Origin of the sequence: Bacteroides salyersiae WAL 10018 = DSM 18765 = JCM 12988, from assembly GCF_000381365.1 — a bacterium.
Lineage (GTDB): Bacteria > Bacteroidota > Bacteroidia > Bacteroidales > Bacteroidaceae > Bacteroides > Bacteroides salyersiae.
The window spans coordinates 330307-347857 of record NZ_KB905467.1; the positions used below are offsets into that span (position 1 = coordinate 330307).

The window sequence follows — 17551 nt, forward strand, 5'->3', positions numbered from 1 at the left end:
TTCCCCCTCTTGCTCTACTTCTATTGAAGCAGAATAAGAGGGGGAAATTTATTGTATTATCTTCTTGAAATTTTTATTTGCGTTGTTCTACCATGCGGATGGTACCGTCTTCGTTATAATACAGTTTATCGACACATATTGAGCGCAACCAATCGTGATGTGACAAAGCACTGTTGTGATAAAAAGCATACCATTGCCCTTTATATTCTACGATAGAACCGTGATTGGTAGCACTGTCTGTAGGATCCATATAAACACCCATATGCTTCCAAGGACCTAAAGGGCTGTCACTAATGGCGTAATGCATGCGGTTGTCTCCTTCTACGCCATCGTTCCAGTCGTCGTTATGGTTGTCAGAATAGGAAAGGTAGTATTTTCCTTTATATTTATGTATCCATGTGGCTTCATGAAAGTCTACCAGACCTTCCATGACTTTCATTTCTCCATCCAGTTCCATCATATTATCTTTCAGTTTGCCTCCCTTACAAATACCGCCACCGCCATTGTAGATATATGCCTGGCCGTCATCATCCATAAAGACACAAGGATCTATCAGCGAATCCATTCCTTTGATATATCCTTGTACGGTGAAGTTTGCGGCAGGTTCTTTGCTGGTGGCTACTCCGATTTTCCAACTTCCGTTCCAGTCCGTATCGCTGGGGTGGGGGAAATAAAAGTAATACGTGCCGTCTTTGTAGGCACAATCCGGTGCCCACATGAATCCGCCTTCTTTACGTCCCCAAGGTACCTGAGAAGAATTCAGAATTTCACCATGATCCGTCCAATGCACCATGTCGTCGGTAGAAAACACATGATATCTGTCCATTAGGTTACAACCCCGTGGCGGAGCTATATCATGCGAAGCGTAGACATACAGACGACCGTCGTTCCAAACGTGGGCAGAAGGGTCGGCTGTGTACATGTGTGTGATAAAGGGATTTTGAGGAGTAGAACCCATGCATCCCGCTAATAATAGAGCACATGCGGCATAAAGATACTTTTTCATAAATATAGATGTAATAGTTTTGTTTTGGCAGATATAAAAATATGTATTTGCCGGATTATCATTAATTTCATTTACGTTGTTTTACCATCCGGATAGTACCGTCTTCGTTGTGATACAATCTGTCTACACAAATAGAACGCAATGCCGGATTTTTAGATAAGGAGGTTGTATGATAAAAAGCGAACCATTCTCCCTTATATTCCACGATAGAGCCTTGATTGGTAAAACAGTCGGAAGGTTCCATGTAAATGCCCATGTATTTCCACGGTCCTAAAGGGTGGTCGCTGATAGCATAACGCATACAGTTGTAGCCATCCATGCCGTCATTTCTGTTCGGATCATGATTATCGGCATAAGAAAGATAATATTTTCCTTTATACTTATGTATCCATGTACCCTCGTGGAAATCGTCCAGACCTTCCATTGTTTTCATTTCGCCGTCCAGTTCCATCATATTGTCTTTCAGCTTTCCCCCTTTGCAGATACCTCCTCCGCCATTGTAGATATAAGGTTGTCCGTCGTCGTCGATGAAGACAAAAGGGTCTATCATCGGATCCATTCCTTTGATATATCCTTGAACCGTAAAGTTGGCAGCAGGTTCTTTACTGGTAGCTACCCCGATTTTCCAGCTGTTATTGGTATACGTATCACTGGGATGCGGAAAGTAGAAGTAATACGTTCCGTCTTTATATGCACAGTCCGGTGCCCACATAAATCCGCCCTCTTTGCGTCCCCACGGCACTTGTGAAGAGTTTAATATTTCACCATGATCTTTCCAGTGTACCATGTCGTTGGTAGAAAATACGTGATACCTGTCCATCAGGTCACATCCTTGCGGCGGGTCTATGTCATGCGATGCATAGACATACAGACGGCCGTCATCCCATACACGGGCAGAAGGGTCGGCCGTGTACATGTGTCTGATAAAAGGATTGGGGGCCAAGCTGTCGATAGTAGTCTTTTCTTTTTTTCTGTTTTTATTTTCAGATGACTGGTGAGAGACTTTGCACCCAACTGATAATAAAGTGCATAGAGCATAAAAGCATATCTTTTTCATAATATAAATTGTTGTTGTACTCTTTTGAATGTACAAATTTGTCTTCTTTGGATTGAAATAAAAAGGAACATACAGATTACTTTATCGGCCAAAAATAGCCAATTTGTATGCTCCAATATTGTAAAAAACAAGCAAAAAGTAGAAAATCCGTCCTATGATAGGGACGTTAGTCGAAGTATAGAACGTCTACGTTATTTTGTGAGACAGGTATGTTGATTATTGTAGACAATGTGAGTTGCTTGTGGATAGATTTGGAATAATCAGTTCTGGAATGCTCGTATAAGAAAAGCTATATTCTTTTTATTGAAGATTTATGTTGAAATTTATGAGTGTATTTCTATCTTGTTTCTCTATTAGGATAAAATTCTGTGTTATAGAAAAATGAATACAAAATAAGGGGTTGCTAATTGTTTGATAATCTGCCGATTATACATATTTGCTTTTTCTCTATGAGAAACAGGTTGAAAGTCGTAGAGAAACGTCTCGTTCCTCTACGACCAACGGGACGTTCCTCTACGACCAATGAAATGAAAATTTATAATACTTTACGCGGTACGTGGCTTTTTAGAAAGACTATTTATGTATCTCTGTTCGTAATTTTGACTGTGTGATTTTAGAGCGTGATTCTGTGTATAAGTTTCTCTGCCCAAATTTGTTCTGTTACCAACCATCGGGTTTCTTCAGTTTCATGAGATTGTTGAATGACGTTTTCTAATAAATCTTGATATTCTTGCAAAAGTTTTATAGTTACGGTCTGTTTGTTTTCTCTGAGCGACAGTAGAATTTTCAGCTTATGGATATTCAGATTGGGGGTATTGGATAATTCTTCGGCTTTGTTTAAATAAGCTATACATTTTTTGTTGTTTTCCGGAGTATTCGAAAGTTTCATAATACTGTTCGTTATCACGATATAGTCATTCGGACAAGCCATTTTATTATCTATGTTTTTCATGGCAAGACGGGCGGACGCGATATATTTACGATTATAATCCATCATTCCGGATTCAAAACTGACTACGGTGGAGGTCATTTTCAGATAATTTCTGTCTTCTGATAGTGGAGTGAATGCGCCCATTTTTTCGAGTCTTTTTTCTAAAGTACCATAAATATCTCCTTTAGATAGCGCTTTCGCATTATGCTCGTCTTTATAATATGAATAGATTTTAGTGAGAGCGGAAATTAGAGCTTCTTTGTTTTTTCCGGTGAATTCCATGAACTTCATGGCATATTCATCGGCTTCAACTTCCTGTTTTTCTGAATAGTCCAACCCCATGCGATTGATTATTTTTTCATTGACTAATGTTTGTATGAGATCATTAGTCGCAAAAACTAATCCCGGTTCATAGTTGTAGTAACGTTGATAGAGATATTCTTCTGTAGCAGCCACTACTCCGTTAGCCACATCGCCCCAAAATTCGGCACGTTTGGCATGGGCTATATTTTTATTGGTAGTGATAATGGCATGATCCAGAACGTTGTGAGCGACTTCGCGAGCCAGAATAGCGCACAATTCCTCTTCCGTATCCAAGGTCGTAAGTAATCCTGTCGATATAAGCAGACATTGGTTACTTAACATAAGTGCGTCCGGCGAAGGAGATTTTAAAATTCGTATTTGAGGAACGGGGTCTTTATGTGTATTGATGAATTGATTAGGTGCAATGGATAACAACAAACATTGTAGATAATCTTCAGTTGCAGCATCTTCATAAAGCAGTTGCGATTGAGCCAATTCCTTTAAATATTCATCGGCTTCTTCTGCCTGTTCTTGCCGGAATATTTCCTGATATCCTTTTTTATCATAATAGGATATTAATCCGTTGGATAATTGTGCAATCTGCCAGAAAGCATTGTTACTATCCGGATGCAGATCGATAATGTCGAGCCGGCTTATGGGAATACCTAACTGCACTCCGTTGGCTACTATCACTGCTTGTGTTTCGTAATTACCATTGTAAGGAGTAGCTTTTAATTTAGCGATTCTTTGCAATACTACAGGGGTTCCTTTTGTTGCATTTTGGTAGTCTTTTTTGAGAACGCCTTCGATGTTTAGCGTAGGATTAAAAAAAATATCCTGAGCAAATATTGTTCCATGGCTTAACAGAACGATTATTAGTGTAAGAAGTATACGTTTCATAAGTGCGATGATTTTGTTATTGTTACAAATGTAGAGAGAAAAAAACATATCTGAAAAAGAAAAGTACTATTTGCCGATAGGGATTTCCCTCTATGTTTATTGGCCTTTCCATAATTTCTTGTCCTCCTTCCAGAAATATCTAAAACTCATTGCTAATGGTAGATTTAGACGTTTTTGGAAGCTTAAAAGTGATTTTTGAACATCGATTTATACATGATGTGCTATGTTTGCAATGAAAAAAGTCGTTTAACTAATTTGAAAAAGAGTTGATTAAACGTATAGGTAATTTAATTATTAACTTTATTAATTTATTATTATGAAAAGAAATGTACTTCTCTCAGCAGTTACATTGATGATGACTGCTAATGTTTTTGCACAAGCAGAAGATGTAACTCCCGCCGCGTTTAAATTTCAAGAACGCTCGGTAGGTCCGGTTGAAATGTTTTGGGGTACTGGTGCCAATCCTAGTATAGCAGAGTTAAATGTCAGTGGTTCTATTGTGACTGCAGTGGCACCGGCAAATCAAACAGAGGAAGAAGCTTTATCTTCCGGACTTTCCATTGTGAATAGTGAATTTGGAAATCTTTTGTTGCTGAAAGGTAAAAATGCGCCTGCATCAGCAGAAGGACCTGCATCGACAGGTGATTTAGGCAAAGGTTGGTTCTCTTTAAATTTTATAGGACCGGCAAGTGCTGAAGGTGGGAATGATTATCGGGTTACATATCAAATGAAAATGGTTTCGGATCTTGAAATCGGTGCTAAGAAATTAGGTTTGTCTTGTGTCTCTGGAGGTGGAAATAATACTTCATTAGGTTCTAAGAGTGAAGTACTTTTTACCGGAGACTCTGGTTGGTGGCAATTCCAAATAAATGCGAAAACCGGAACAAAAGATCCTTTCCGTGCCCGTATTGAATTTGATGGCCAAATGATGGATAAAACTGCTTTATATGTTTATGAAGTAAGTTTTGTGAGGAATCCGGAAGGAGAGTTGGTAAATACGGAAGGTACAGAAAATGCAGACGGTTCTTATACAGGTATGAGTAAACCGAATGGAGCTGTTAGTGTTGGTGTTGCATCTACTATGTCGGATTTGAATGCTCCGTTTGTGACTTGGGATCATCAGTATATTTATGTGAACAATGCCAATAATCGCGAGATGGTTTATATTTATAATATGATCGGACAATTGGTTCATAGTGCAGAAGCCACAGCAGGATTTATGGAAATTCCGATGAATCCGGGAGCTTATATTGTAAAAGTGGGTGCAAAATCAACGAAAGTGATATTATAATTGGATATATTCAATCAGATAAAAGGAGTACCGGTTCTGTACCGGTCTCTTTTTAATTTTTTACTCTTTAAATTTGATAACTATGAAGCAAATAGGAAAGATTTTTTCTTTGTTTGTAGTCTGCTGTTTCTGTTTCTCTTCTTTGCAGGCACAAGTCGTTAATTATGCTTTAAAACTTTCGGGGGATAATTCTGTTATTTGCGGACAAGTACCTGAAATTAATGGGAAAAGTGAATATGCTGTTCAATTTTTAATGGCTCCACAAGAATGGACTGCCGGTGCTTATATTTTTAAACGTGGCTCTGATATAGAGGAGTTTTCAGCGAGACTATCTTCCGTAGCAGGGAATGTCGTTTTTAAGATTGGAACCGAGGAAATCGTTTTGACAGGGGTTTCGGTAACAGGTTGGACACAGATATCATTAGGGGTATTTAAAAATGGAGCCGATACATGGATTAATGGTGTGAAAACCTGGAATGCCAACAGTAATTTGCAGATGCCGTCTTCTAATGAGGATTTGGTTTTAGGTAAAGGGTTTAAAGGACGTTTGGATGAATTCCGTGTATGGAATACCAGCCTACCGAGCGCTGCTGAAGAAGAACTGATGTTCCAGAATACGGTAAATAAATTTCATCCGAAATGGGAATCTCTCGTTTTATACTATAAATTTGATCAAGAGCAATGTGCAGATCATATTGTTGACTATAAATTCGCTCATCACGGTACGTCAAATACTGTAATCCAGAGGGAAGAAGTGACTGATAATAATTTTTTCCGATACCGTGTCGTAACAGGATATTCTTCTTTTAATCGCCATTGTGATCGTCTGCAAATAGATAAAGATATGCATTTACTGACGAACGATTTGATTTTTCTGAATGCTTCAGTAAACGGACGTACAGGTGAGGTTACCATGACGGCTTTGGATGACGCTTCGGTAACGGGAGGGGTTACTTACATGGCTACAGATGGAGAGCGCTCCGGTATTGCGGTTCTGGATGGTACAGGTACATTAAACTTAGGTAAAGCTATTCAGGAGGGAGAACCGTCAAGTTTGTCGGCGACTGTTGAAGGTTGGTTTTATGTAGAAAAATGGGTTGAGGGTGCTGTTCTTTTTGAACAGAAAGAGAATGATTCCAACTTATTTGGTATCTATTTAGGAAATTTGGAAAAGAAACAACTGATTGTTAAAGCAGATGGTTGGCAGATGGAGTGTGATAATGTTCTCAGTCCGGAGCAATGGCAGCATTTAGCTGTAACAATGGATCCCACTTCTTCACGTAATCCCATGCGTATTTATGTTAATAATCAGAATCTGAAAGGAACAATAGACAAACCTGCTGACGGAGTGATGTATACCCTTAAAGATATTGATGCCGATGCGGTGGTGGGTACTGGTTTCATAGGTAAGATGGATGAATTGATGGTTTGGAGAAATGCCCGTACTACTTTTACTTCAGATATGGACGGTACATTGACTTCTGCAGTGTTTCCAGGTGGAGGATATGATGCTATCTTCTTCGATGGTTATTGGAAGTTTGACAGGGAAGATAATATCGGATATAATTCAAAAGGCTGGAAAGCAATGATTGAACAAACCAGAGAGTTGTATAAAGGATATAGAGGATATAAAATAAGAATAGGCCTGATCAGTTCGGATAGTGATGACAGCGGAAATAAGTTGTGGCCTAATTATATTGGAAATGAATCTTGGCGTGCGAATATTGCTAAAGGAGTTGAGGCGTTGATTCCTTATTGTGACGGTGTAGATATCGATTTGGAATGGTTGGATAATAATCCTAATAATCCTAAATGGGCTTCTTATGGAGAAATGGTAAAAGCAATACGTGCAGTAGTGCCGAACGATAAAATATTTAGTGTAAGTTTACATCCGGTTTCTTATACGATGCCTTTGGATGCGATTGATGCTGTTGATTATGTAACTTTTCAAAATTACGGGCCACGGAAAAGTAGCTTAGTATGGAGTGCTTACTCTTCTTTTTATACTACGGCTGTAAATTATGGCTATCCTGCGGAGAAGATTCGTCTTTCTATGGCGACAACCGCAGTTATGAGTGATAATTCCGGGAAGAATGTGAAAGGATATAAGGATCTGGATTTTTCAACTGTGACTGCCGAATCGAATACAGGTACTATTGGAGGTGTTGACTATACCTTTAATGGAGTAAAAGAGGTACAAAAGAAAATGCAATTGCTTGTTGATAACAACACCGGTGGATGTATGTATTTTGATATGGGGAATGACGTAAGTGTACAAGATGAGTTAAGTTTGATCAGAGCTTTGAGTATGACCATTCATTCTAATGTGGATACATTGGTGACAAAAGTAAGTACAGACCCTGTAGGAATAGAGGAGAAAAAACTTTATCCGGAATTAAATTCGGCTAAGGTTAGTGTTTATCCTAATCCTTCCGATGGTAATTTTCAGGTAGACTTACCTTTTAGCGGAGAAGCTGTATGCGATTTGTTTTCCATGACCGGTAATAAAGTATACAGCACAATAGGAGAAAAACAAATTCGTTTTTCATTAAGTGGTATTCTTTCGACAGGATTATATATATTGAAAATAGATTCTTCTGAGGGACAGGCCACCACAAAAGTGCAGATAAAATAAATGTGAAACTTAATATAATATGGTATGAGAAACAAATGGCAATTTAGTTTATTAGCTTTCGCCTTGCTGATGATTTGTCCTTTCTTGTCATTGCATGCTGAGATTGAATCCGTGCAGCAGTCTAAGGTGATTAAAGGACGGATTACAGATGAGACGAATGAGGGAGTTGTAGGAGCGAATGTTCTTGTGAAGGGGACGACTAATGGAGTTATAACAGATATAGATGGTAACTATTCTATTTCTGTGTCTGGGAATAATGCGATTTTAGTAATTTCATTTATCGGATATAAAACACAGGAAATAAAGGTTGGTAATCAAACGACGGTCAATGTCAAGTTGTCGGAAGATTCCGAGATGTTGGATGAGGTTGTGGTTGTTGGATATGGGACAGTACGTAAAGGAGATGTGACAGGAGCTATTTCTTCGTTAAAACCCGATCAGAATGAAGCGGCAAAGGTTGTATCTATAGATAATCTGTTGCAAGGTAAAATCGCAGGTGTGAATGTTGGAGCAACGGTGGCTACTCCAGGAGCTGCTTCTTCTGTAACCATTCGTGGTGCCAACTCATTGCGTGGTGATAATCAACCTTTATATGTCATTGATAATATCCCGCAAGCTTCTACCGGTGAGTTTGCAGCCAGTGCTTTTGGCGACAGTGATTTTCAAACCGCTCAAAATCCGTTGACGAGTTTGAATCCGCAAGATATTGAGGATATTCAGATCTTGAAGGATGCATCAGCCACAGCTATTTATGGTTCACGCGGTGCTAATGGAGTTATTCTTATTACAACTAAAAAGGGTAAAAGCGGAAAACCTAAAGTCAGCTTAAGTGCGAATTTTACAATTGCAAATGCAACGAAGTTAAAAGATATGTTGAATTTGGAGGAGTATGCGCGCTTTCGTAATGAACAGTTGGGTGAAAAGTCTGCACAGTTCTTTTTTGCCGGTGATGAAGTGCGTTATATTTATTCCGGTGGTGAATACGATCCGGAAAACCCTGAGTCTTATCATGTATTGACCTATCATAACTGGCAAAAAGAGATTTATCAAAGTGCTTTTTCTCAAAATTATTCGGCTACTATCAATGGCGGTAACGACAAAACAACTTATTTTGTTTCAGCTTCCTTTAAAGATATCAATGGTATTGTTTACAATACGGGATTGAAACAGGGGGATTTACGTGCAAATTTATCAATGGATTTATCTAAAAAAGTAAAACTGGATATGACATTGAATGGTTCTATCAAGCAGAATGATATGATGTCTGGAGGTGATACGAAGGGAGGTGCGACTGGCTCTGTAACCCGTACTGCTCTTGATTCGGCACCTTACGTGACACCATCTGGTGAACAAAATTTGTCGGCAGAGGAAAAAACAACCGTATGGAGTTGGATCAATGATTATGATGATATTACTAATGAGAAAACGTTCAGAGCTTCTGCTGATCTGACTTGGAATATTGGTGCGGGATTTTCTTATAATGCCCGTGTGGGTGGAGATATTTTTATGCAATCTCGTGGGCGTTGGTTCGGACTCCAATTGTTTAAGGGGGAGAATGATAATGGTTCTCTTGGATTGACGAATTTGGAGAAAAACCATTATACAGTTGAAAACATTGTAAATTACAATACTAAAATTAAGGATATTGTTGATATTGCAGCTACTGTGGGTATTACTTATGATGATTATGGGTATTTAAATAAGGTTACTTCTGCCCGTAATTTTGAAAACCACTCTTTCCGTACTAAAGGATTGCATATGGCAGGAACTATCAATGAAGAACAACCGATTCAGAAAGATTATCAATTACTTTCATATTTGGGACGTCTGAATTTGGCTTTTATTGAAGGACGTTATTTATTGACTGCAACATTTCGTGCTGATGGTACAAGTAAATTTGTAAAGTCTAACCGTTGGGCATATTTCCCATCCGTAGCTTTGGCATGGCGCATGGAACAAGAGAATTTTATTAAGGAAAATGCTTCATGGATTGATCAGTTAAAGCTTCGTTTAGGATATGGTCAGACAGGAAATCAGTCTATAGATCCCTATAATAGTTTTTATAATTATAAAAAGACAATTGACTATGCGGATGCCAGTGGAAATAAAGAACTGGGTTTGGCTGTTAGTAATTTGCAAAATCCGGAACTTAAGTGGGAGACAACTACTTCTTATAATATAGGTCTTGATTTTGGCATATTCAATAGCCGTTTATCCGGTACATTGGATTGGTATTACAAACGTACGAATGATTTGTTGATTGATCGTGCTGTTTCCTATACAACAGGGTTTGCAAATGTTCTGATGAACCAAGGAGCATTGTCAAACAAGGGGGTTGAAATCTCTTTGGATGCAGACATTATTCGTACCAAAGACTTTACTTGGAATGTGTCCGGTAATATAGGCTTTAACAGTTCGAAAATTGAAAAATTGGGCTTGCCGCTTTCTTATTATGGAAATAACCAGTATTCAGCTTATTTAGGTAATTCAATCGGTGATCATTTTGGTGTAGCCAATATTTTCATAGAAGGAAAGGCTCCCGGATTGTTTTGGGGATATAAAACAGATGGTATTATTCAGGAGGGGGATGATGTGCCTCAGAAAAGTGACAATAAGAATACCGTTGCAGGAAGTACGGATCCGGGTAATATCAAATTTGTGGATAGCAACGGTGATGGCATGATCACTGAAGATGATAAAGTCATTTTAGGAGATCCTAACCCGGATTTTACTTACGGTTTCCAGACCCGATTGGCTTACAAGGACATTTCTTTGTCTGTATCTTTTAATGGAGTTTATGGAAATGATTTGTTGAATAGCAATTTGCGCTATGAAGCGATGCCGTCTAAGAATTCGTCTAATATTCGTAAAGATGCTTTTGCGAATGCATGGCGGGCGGATAATCCGACAAACCGTTATCCGAGTGTAAATAGTACCAACCCCTCTACCGCCGTACTCGACCGCTATATTGAGGATGGTAGCTTTTTAAGATGTTCGGATATTACTTTGGGATATACTATACCGAAGAGTCTCGTGGGTAAAATTGGTTTTCAAGCAATAAATGTGTTTGCTTCTGTAAAAAATGCATTCGTCATTACCGACTATTCAGGATATGATCCGGAAGTGAATACATTTGCATTTGATGGGTTAAGAAGAGGTATTGATATGAACTCGTTTCCTCAATCACGTTCTTATATCTTTGGTTTAAGTGTAACATTTTAATTGGGTATCATGAAAAAACTAAAATTAATATATTTCTTATTAGCTATTTGTGCATTTTCTTCTTGTTTGGACGAAGATCCTCAATATGCTTTAAATAGTGAATCTGTTTTTTTGGATAAAAATACAGCACAGTTGGCATTACTTTCCTGTTATGGACAATTGACAACATATGATGGTTTTGGCCAGGCTGCTCAGGAGTTGTTGGTAGGTGCTTCCGGATTGGGATGGGCACAAACGAACGCCGGTGATCAGGATCGCTATGTTTCTTTAAATGCGTCTTCCGGTTGCACGATAACGAAGATGTATTGGAGAAGTTTATATAAAACAGTGTCGGAAACAACCTTTTTTGTAGAGAATATGAAAGCGAGCCCGTTGGATGAGGATTTTAAAACGGGCTTGGTAGCACAAGCTAAATTCTTGAGAGGATTTGCATATTATCATTTGTTGACAACTTTTGGAGGAGTTCCTTTGCGCAATACAATTCCATCTTTAGAAACGCTTTCTATTCCAAGAGCGTCAGAAGAAGAAATAGTGGCGCAGATCGAGGAAGACTGGAAAGCGGCTATTAGTGGATTGCCGGAAACTTCCGATGCCGGTAAAGCTTCTGGTTTGGCAGCACACGCTTATTTGGCTAAATTATACTGGTATCTGGGCTGTCAGGGGAAAGAGTCTGCTTCTGATAAGACATATTGGGATTTAGCCTTGGAGCAATGTGAACTGGTATATGGAAAATTTGAATTAGAATATAATTTTTCGGATTTATTTGTGCAACATTCGAATTCTAAAGAGGCTATTTTTCAGTTAAATTTCTCAACCGAATCTTCTACAACAGGAAATCGTGGAAGTTGGATATTTGCTCCTCAGAATTCTACGACTGGAATATCGTGGGGACGTATTCGTATGTCGAAAGCTTTTCATGACTATTTGAAAGGAACCTATCCGGATGATCCGAGATATAATGAAACTGTTTTCTTGGAATGGACCAATACGAGTACAGGTGATAAACAGGTTGCCTATCCTAAATTGATCTATAAAGAGGGTCGCGTTACTCATAATGTGGAGATTGATTATAGTATATGTGCTGAATCCACTAATCCTACAGTGGAAGAGTTGGAATCTATGGACCAAATGTTGGTGAAACGTTTCGTGGAGCCTACCGGAGAGCACAATGGATGGGCTTATTATAAGAAAGCGATTGATCTGAACTCTACTGCACAAAACTCTCGTAAGAATCTTATTTTATATCGCTACGCTGACTTTTTACTTATGATGGCAGATGTTCTGAACGAATCTGGTGATACGGAAAGAGCTATTGAGATAGCAAATGAGGTATTGCGGAGAGCGCGCCAGTCAGGAGGGGCTAATGCGGTTTATCCGAAAGATTGGGAGAAAAATTTAACTCAGGATGAGGTGAGGAATAAAATTTTCTGGGAACGTTTGGTCGAATTAGCCGGTGAACAGACAATGTATTGTGATGTACGTAGACGAGGAACAGAATATCTGAAGAAAGTATTAGAAATTCAGAACAATCATCATATAACAAGAGCCATTGTAGAGAATGCTGAATTGGGTGGACATAAATTTAAAGAACGTCTTTTTAATAATGGTAATTTGACTGAAGACTTTTTAAAGAAAAATCTTAGATTACCTATTCCACAAGAAGAATTGAATACGAATGAGGCAATATCTGCCAGTGATCAGAACTATGGATATTAATTTGTTTTTTCGTTACTAACTTCTCATAGGAGAACGATAGGTATATAAGGAAAAGTTTTACGTTTTACTATAAGTAGTGGTGAGTCATGAGCTCACTGCTACTTGCTGGAAAAAGTATAATAGAAATTGTGACGAATAATAATCATTTGGTCATATTTATTGTTGCAAATTATATTATATGAAATTTCTAATCTGAATAAATACTATTAAAGAGTAATTGTATGTTCTGTTAGTAATAACTATAAGATAACCAGACTTTATAAGATTGAGATGAGATCGTTTTCCCATTTTCAATTTTAGTGTCATTATTAGTTATTATTTTGTCTTTCTTTTCAAATAATATTCAGAAACAGATGTATTTTGAACATTTTTGGAATATATAAAATTATTTCCGAACATTGGTTAGTAACTATTGTCGTACATTTGTATTCTAATTAAGTATAGAATTACTGAAAGATAAAAGATAGAAATTATTGTATTTAAATTAATCTTGTTTTACAATGAACCGACCAGACTTAAAATTAGTTTATCCCTTTGCCGGATTAGCAACATTGGCAGCAGCTTCTTCTTGTCAGCATCAAAAGAAAGAAGAAGCAAAACCATATAATATTGTTTATATCATGACAGACGACCATACAGCTCAGATGATGAGTTGCTATGATACACGTTATATGGAAACTCCCAATTTGGATCGTATCGCTAATGACGGAGTACGCTTTACCAATAGTTTTGTGGCTAATTCACTGAGTGGACCGAGCCGTGCCTGCATGATAACCGGTAAGCATAGTTGTGCCAATAAATTTTATGATAACACTACCTGTATTTTTGATAGTGCACAGCAGACTTTTCCTAAGCTGCTTCAAAAGGTGGGTTACCAAACAGCTTTGGTAGGTAAATGGCACTTGGAAAGTTTGCCTTCCGGTTTTAATTATTGGGAAATCGTGCCTGGTCAGGGAGATTATTATAATCCGGATTTTATTACTCAGGATAATGATACCATTCAGAAACAGGGATATTTGACGAATATCATTACGGATGACGCTATCGACTGGATGGAGAATAAACGGGACAAAGAGAAGCCGTTCTGCCTTTTGATTCATCATAAGGCTATTCATCGTAATTGGATGGCAGATACATGTAATCTGGCACTCTATGAGGATAAGACTTTTTCTCTTCCGGAAAATTTCTTTGATGATTATGAAGGACGTCCGGCTGCTGCTGCGCAGGAGATGAGTATCGTGAAAGATATGGATATGATTTACGACTTGAAGATGCTTCGTCCGGATAAGAATTCACGTTTGAAATCTTTGTATGAGAGTTTTCTCGGACGTATGAATACTGATCAAAGGGCTGCATGGGATAGGTTTTACGGTCCGGTTATCGATGATTTTTACAAGCAGAACCTGAAAGGGAAAGAATTGGCCAATTGGAAATTCCAGCGTTATATGCGTGATTATATGAAGACGGTGAAATCATTGGATGACAATGTGGGTCGCGTACTCGATTATCTGGAAGAAAAAGGGATGCTGGACAATACTTTGGTGGTTTATACTTCAGATCAGGGATTTTATATGGGTGAACATGGCTGGTTCGATAAACGCTTTATGTATGAAGAATCGATGCGTACCCCTTTGATTATGCGTCTGCCGAAAGGTTTCGATCGTAAAGGCGACATCACCGAGATGGTTCAGAATATCGATTATGCGCCGACTTTCCTTGAACTGGCAGGTGCGCCGGTACCTGATGATATTCAGGGAGTATCGTTGTTGCCTCTGTTGAAAGGAGAACATCCGAAAGATTGGAGGAAAGCGTTGTATTATCACTTCTATGAATATCCTGCCGAGCATATGGTAAAACGTCATTATGGAATTCGTACGGAACGATATAAATTGATACATTTCTATAATGATATCGACTGGTGGGAATTGTATGATATCCAGAGCGATCCTACTGAAATGCATAATTTATATGGAAATATACAATATGATTCTGTAATAAACGAACTTAAAACGGAGATGCTTAAGCTACAGGAGCAATATGATGATCCGGTACGCTTTTCTCCGGAAAGAGATAAAGAATAAAAATGTAAATTGTTGATTTATCATGAAACACACCTTATCAATTATAATAGCATTACTGTTTGCCCCTATTATAGCAGTACAGGCTGACGACTTGACACGAAGTATTTCGATTGTTCCCACCCCGGTGCAGATGGTACCGGGAGAGGGGAGCTACCGATTTTCGGATCAGACGGTGTTTGCTGTAGAAAATTCGGGACAGGCGGAAGTTGTCAGGAATTTTATTAAACTGTTTACCCGTGCTGCCGGATTTACACCCCAACTGAAAGAGGGAAGCGCAGCCGGTGGTGACGTTTGTTGTGTAACAGATCGTAATTTAAAAAGTGAAGCTTACCGGTTGGAAGTTACTCCGAACCGTATCGTGATGAAAGCTTCGGATACGAAAGGCTTTTTTTATGCGTTGCAGACTATTCGTCTATTATTGCCGTCCTCTATCGAGAATGCTCGGAATGTAGGGGGGAATCCGGACTGGACAGTACCTTCGGTGAAAATCAGTGATGAACCGCGGTTTGGTTATCGTGGGCTGTTGTTGGATGCCGCCCGTTTTTTTATTCCTAAAGAGAACGTGTTGCGGATTATGGATTGCATGGCTATGCTGAAGCTGAATAAATTGCATTTTCATTTATGCGATGATAATGGCTGGCGCTTGGAAATAAAAAAACATCCTCGTCTTACGGAAGTGGGGGCCTGGCGCGTGGATCGTAGGGATGTACCTTTTCATTCGCGAAGGAATCCGAAGTTGGGAGAAGCGACTCCTGTCGGTGGATTTTATACGCAGGAAGACATGAAAGAGATGATTGCTTATGCAGCCGAACGGCAGATCGAGGTGATTCCGGAAATAGAAATGCCTGCACACAGCAATGCTGCGTTGGCATCTTACCCGGGGTTGGCTTGTCCGGTAGTGAAGAATTTTATAGGAGTGTTGCCCGGTTTGGGTGGAACGCACGCCAATATTATTTATTGTGCAGGCAATGACAGTGTATTTGCCTTCTTGCAGGATGTAATTGATGAAGTGGTGGAGTTGTTTCCTTCCCGGTATATTCATCTGGGAGGTGATGAGGCTAATAAGACGAATTGGGAAAAATGCCCTCTTTGTCAGGCACGGATGAAAAAAGAACATCTGACTCACGAAGAGGATTTGCAGGGATATTTTATGAAGCGGATGTGTGAATATGTGCAAAGTAAAGGACGTGAGGTAATCGGATGGGATGAATTGACCAATAGTACGATTCCTGATGGGACTATTATTTTGGGCTGGCAAGGAATGGGGACGGCCGCTTTGAAAGCTGCTGAATTGGGGCATCCGTTTATCATGACCCCGGCACGCATCATGTATCTGATTCGTTATCAGGGGCCACAATGGTTTGAACCTGTTACTTATTTCGGAAATAATACTTTGCGGAATGTGTTTGACTATGAACCGGTGCAGGAAGACTGGAAACCGGAGTATACATCTCTTCTGATGGGAGTACAAGGGTCTATGTGGACGGAGTTCTGCAATAAACCCGAAGATGTGGATTATTTGCTTTTCCCTCGTTTGGCGGCAGTGGCCGAGAGGGCTTGGACAAAACCGGAGTTGAAAGATTGGAACGGTTTTTTGAAAGGACTGGATGTTTATAACAGCCATATTGCGATTAAAGGGGTGGGCTATTCCCGTTCGATGTATAACATTCAGCACACCGTGACACCGGTAGATGGAGCGTTGCAGGTTAATCTGGAATGTATTCGTCCGGATGTAGAAATACACTATACATTGGATAATAGGGAACCTTCGGTAAAATCACCTCGTTACACTCAATGTCTGACTGTCAAAAATGCACAAGTATTGAGATGTGCTACTTTTAAAGATGGGAAACAGATGGGAAAGACGCTGATTTTACCTGTTATTTGGAATAAGGCTACCGGTAAGCCTGTACTTGGAGATAACAAGAATGAGATAGTGATGACGAACGGGATACGTGGAAGTCTGAAACAGACCGATTATGAATGGTCTTCTTGGGAAAAGAGCGATCACATTTCCTTTACAATTGATTTACAGAAAAAAGAGATATTGAATACATTAACTTTAGGCTGTATTACCAATTATGGAATGGCTATTCATAAGCCTGCTGTTGTCAAAGTGGAAGTCTCTGATGATAACCGTAAGTTCCGTGAAATAGGAATATTGAACTTTACTTCCGAAGAAATTTTCCGGGAGGGTAATTTTATCGAAGACTTATCATTGGATATGGGCGGTATACAGGCTCGCTATATCCGTATTACGGCTGAGGGCCCCGGAGCATGTCCGGAGGATCATGTACGACCGGGGCAGGAATCCCGGGTGATGTTCGACGAGGTGATGGTGGAGTGAGAATTAGATTTTAGAATTTAGTAGCTGGTAGTTAGAATCCTTGCGGCGTGACAGTCACAAAC

General features: G+C 39.2%; 9 protein-coding genes. 6 read left to right on the forward strand and 3 right to left on the reverse strand.

Annotated features, from left to right (window positions below; all coding sequences use genetic code 11):
• Nucleotides 1-73: 73 nt before the first annotated feature.
• From HMPREF1532_RS12730 to HMPREF1532_RS12740, 3 genes are all read right to left on the reverse strand, one after another.
• A complete protein-coding gene (locus tag HMPREF1532_RS12730; protein ID WP_005930105.1) occupies nt 74-1006 on the reverse strand; it encodes a family 43 glycosylhydrolase in 933 nt (310 codons plus the stop codon).
• Between the two features lie 67 nt (nt 1007-1073).
• Nucleotides 1074-2063: a family 43 glycosylhydrolase gene (locus HMPREF1532_RS12735; RefSeq protein WP_005930107.1), complete on the reverse strand. Its 990-nt coding sequence runs from the start codon at nt 2061-2063 to the stop codon at nt 1074-1076.
• 613 nt (nt 2064-2676) lie between these two features.
• On the reverse strand, nt 2677-4197 hold the full coding sequence (locus HMPREF1532_RS12740) for a M48 family metalloprotease (protein ID WP_005930109.1): 1521 nt from the start codon (nt 4195-4197) through the stop codon (nt 2677-2679).
• Nucleotides 4198-4513: 316 nt separating this feature from the next.
• Between HMPREF1532_RS12740 and HMPREF1532_RS12745 the strand changes: the two genes are divergently transcribed.
• The 6 genes from HMPREF1532_RS12745 to HMPREF1532_RS12770 all read left to right on the forward strand — a co-directional run bounded on the left by HMPREF1532_RS12745 (nt 4514) and on the right by HMPREF1532_RS12770 (nt 17489).
• Nucleotides 4514-5488 (forward strand): T9SS type A sorting domain-containing protein, encoded by a 975-nt coding sequence (locus tag HMPREF1532_RS12745; RefSeq protein ID WP_005930112.1) that lies wholly within the window; start codon nt 4514-4516, stop codon nt 5486-5488.
• Nucleotides 5489-5570: 82 nt separating this feature from the next.
• Nucleotides 5571-8123 carry a LamG-like jellyroll fold domain-containing protein gene (locus HMPREF1532_RS12750; protein ID WP_005930115.1) on the forward strand — a complete coding sequence of 851 codons (2553 nt, stop codon included), beginning with the start codon at nt 5571-5573 and terminating at the stop codon, nt 8121-8123.
• Between the two features lie 24 nt (nt 8124-8147).
• Entirely contained in the window at nt 8148-11345 is a 3198-nt protein-coding gene (locus HMPREF1532_RS12755) for a SusC/RagA family TonB-linked outer membrane protein (protein ID WP_005930120.1), read from the forward strand.
• A 9-nt stretch (nt 11346-11354) separates the two neighbouring features.
• Nucleotides 11355-13061, forward strand: coding sequence for a RagB/SusD family nutrient uptake outer membrane protein (locus tag HMPREF1532_RS12760; protein WP_005930123.1), 1707 nt, complete (start codon nt 11355-11357; stop codon nt 13059-13061).
• Nucleotides 13062-13561: 500 nt separating this feature from the next.
• On the forward strand, nt 13562-15142 hold the full coding sequence (locus tag HMPREF1532_RS12765; RefSeq protein ID WP_005930124.1) for a sulfatase family protein: 1581 nt from the start codon (nt 13562-13564) through the stop codon (nt 15140-15142).
• A 22-nt stretch (nt 15143-15164) separates the two neighbouring features.
• Nucleotides 15165-17489 (forward strand): glycoside hydrolase family 20 protein, encoded by a 2325-nt coding sequence (locus tag HMPREF1532_RS12770; protein WP_005930127.1) that lies wholly within the window; start codon nt 15165-15167, stop codon nt 17487-17489.
• Nucleotides 17490-17551 lie beyond the last annotated feature (62 nt).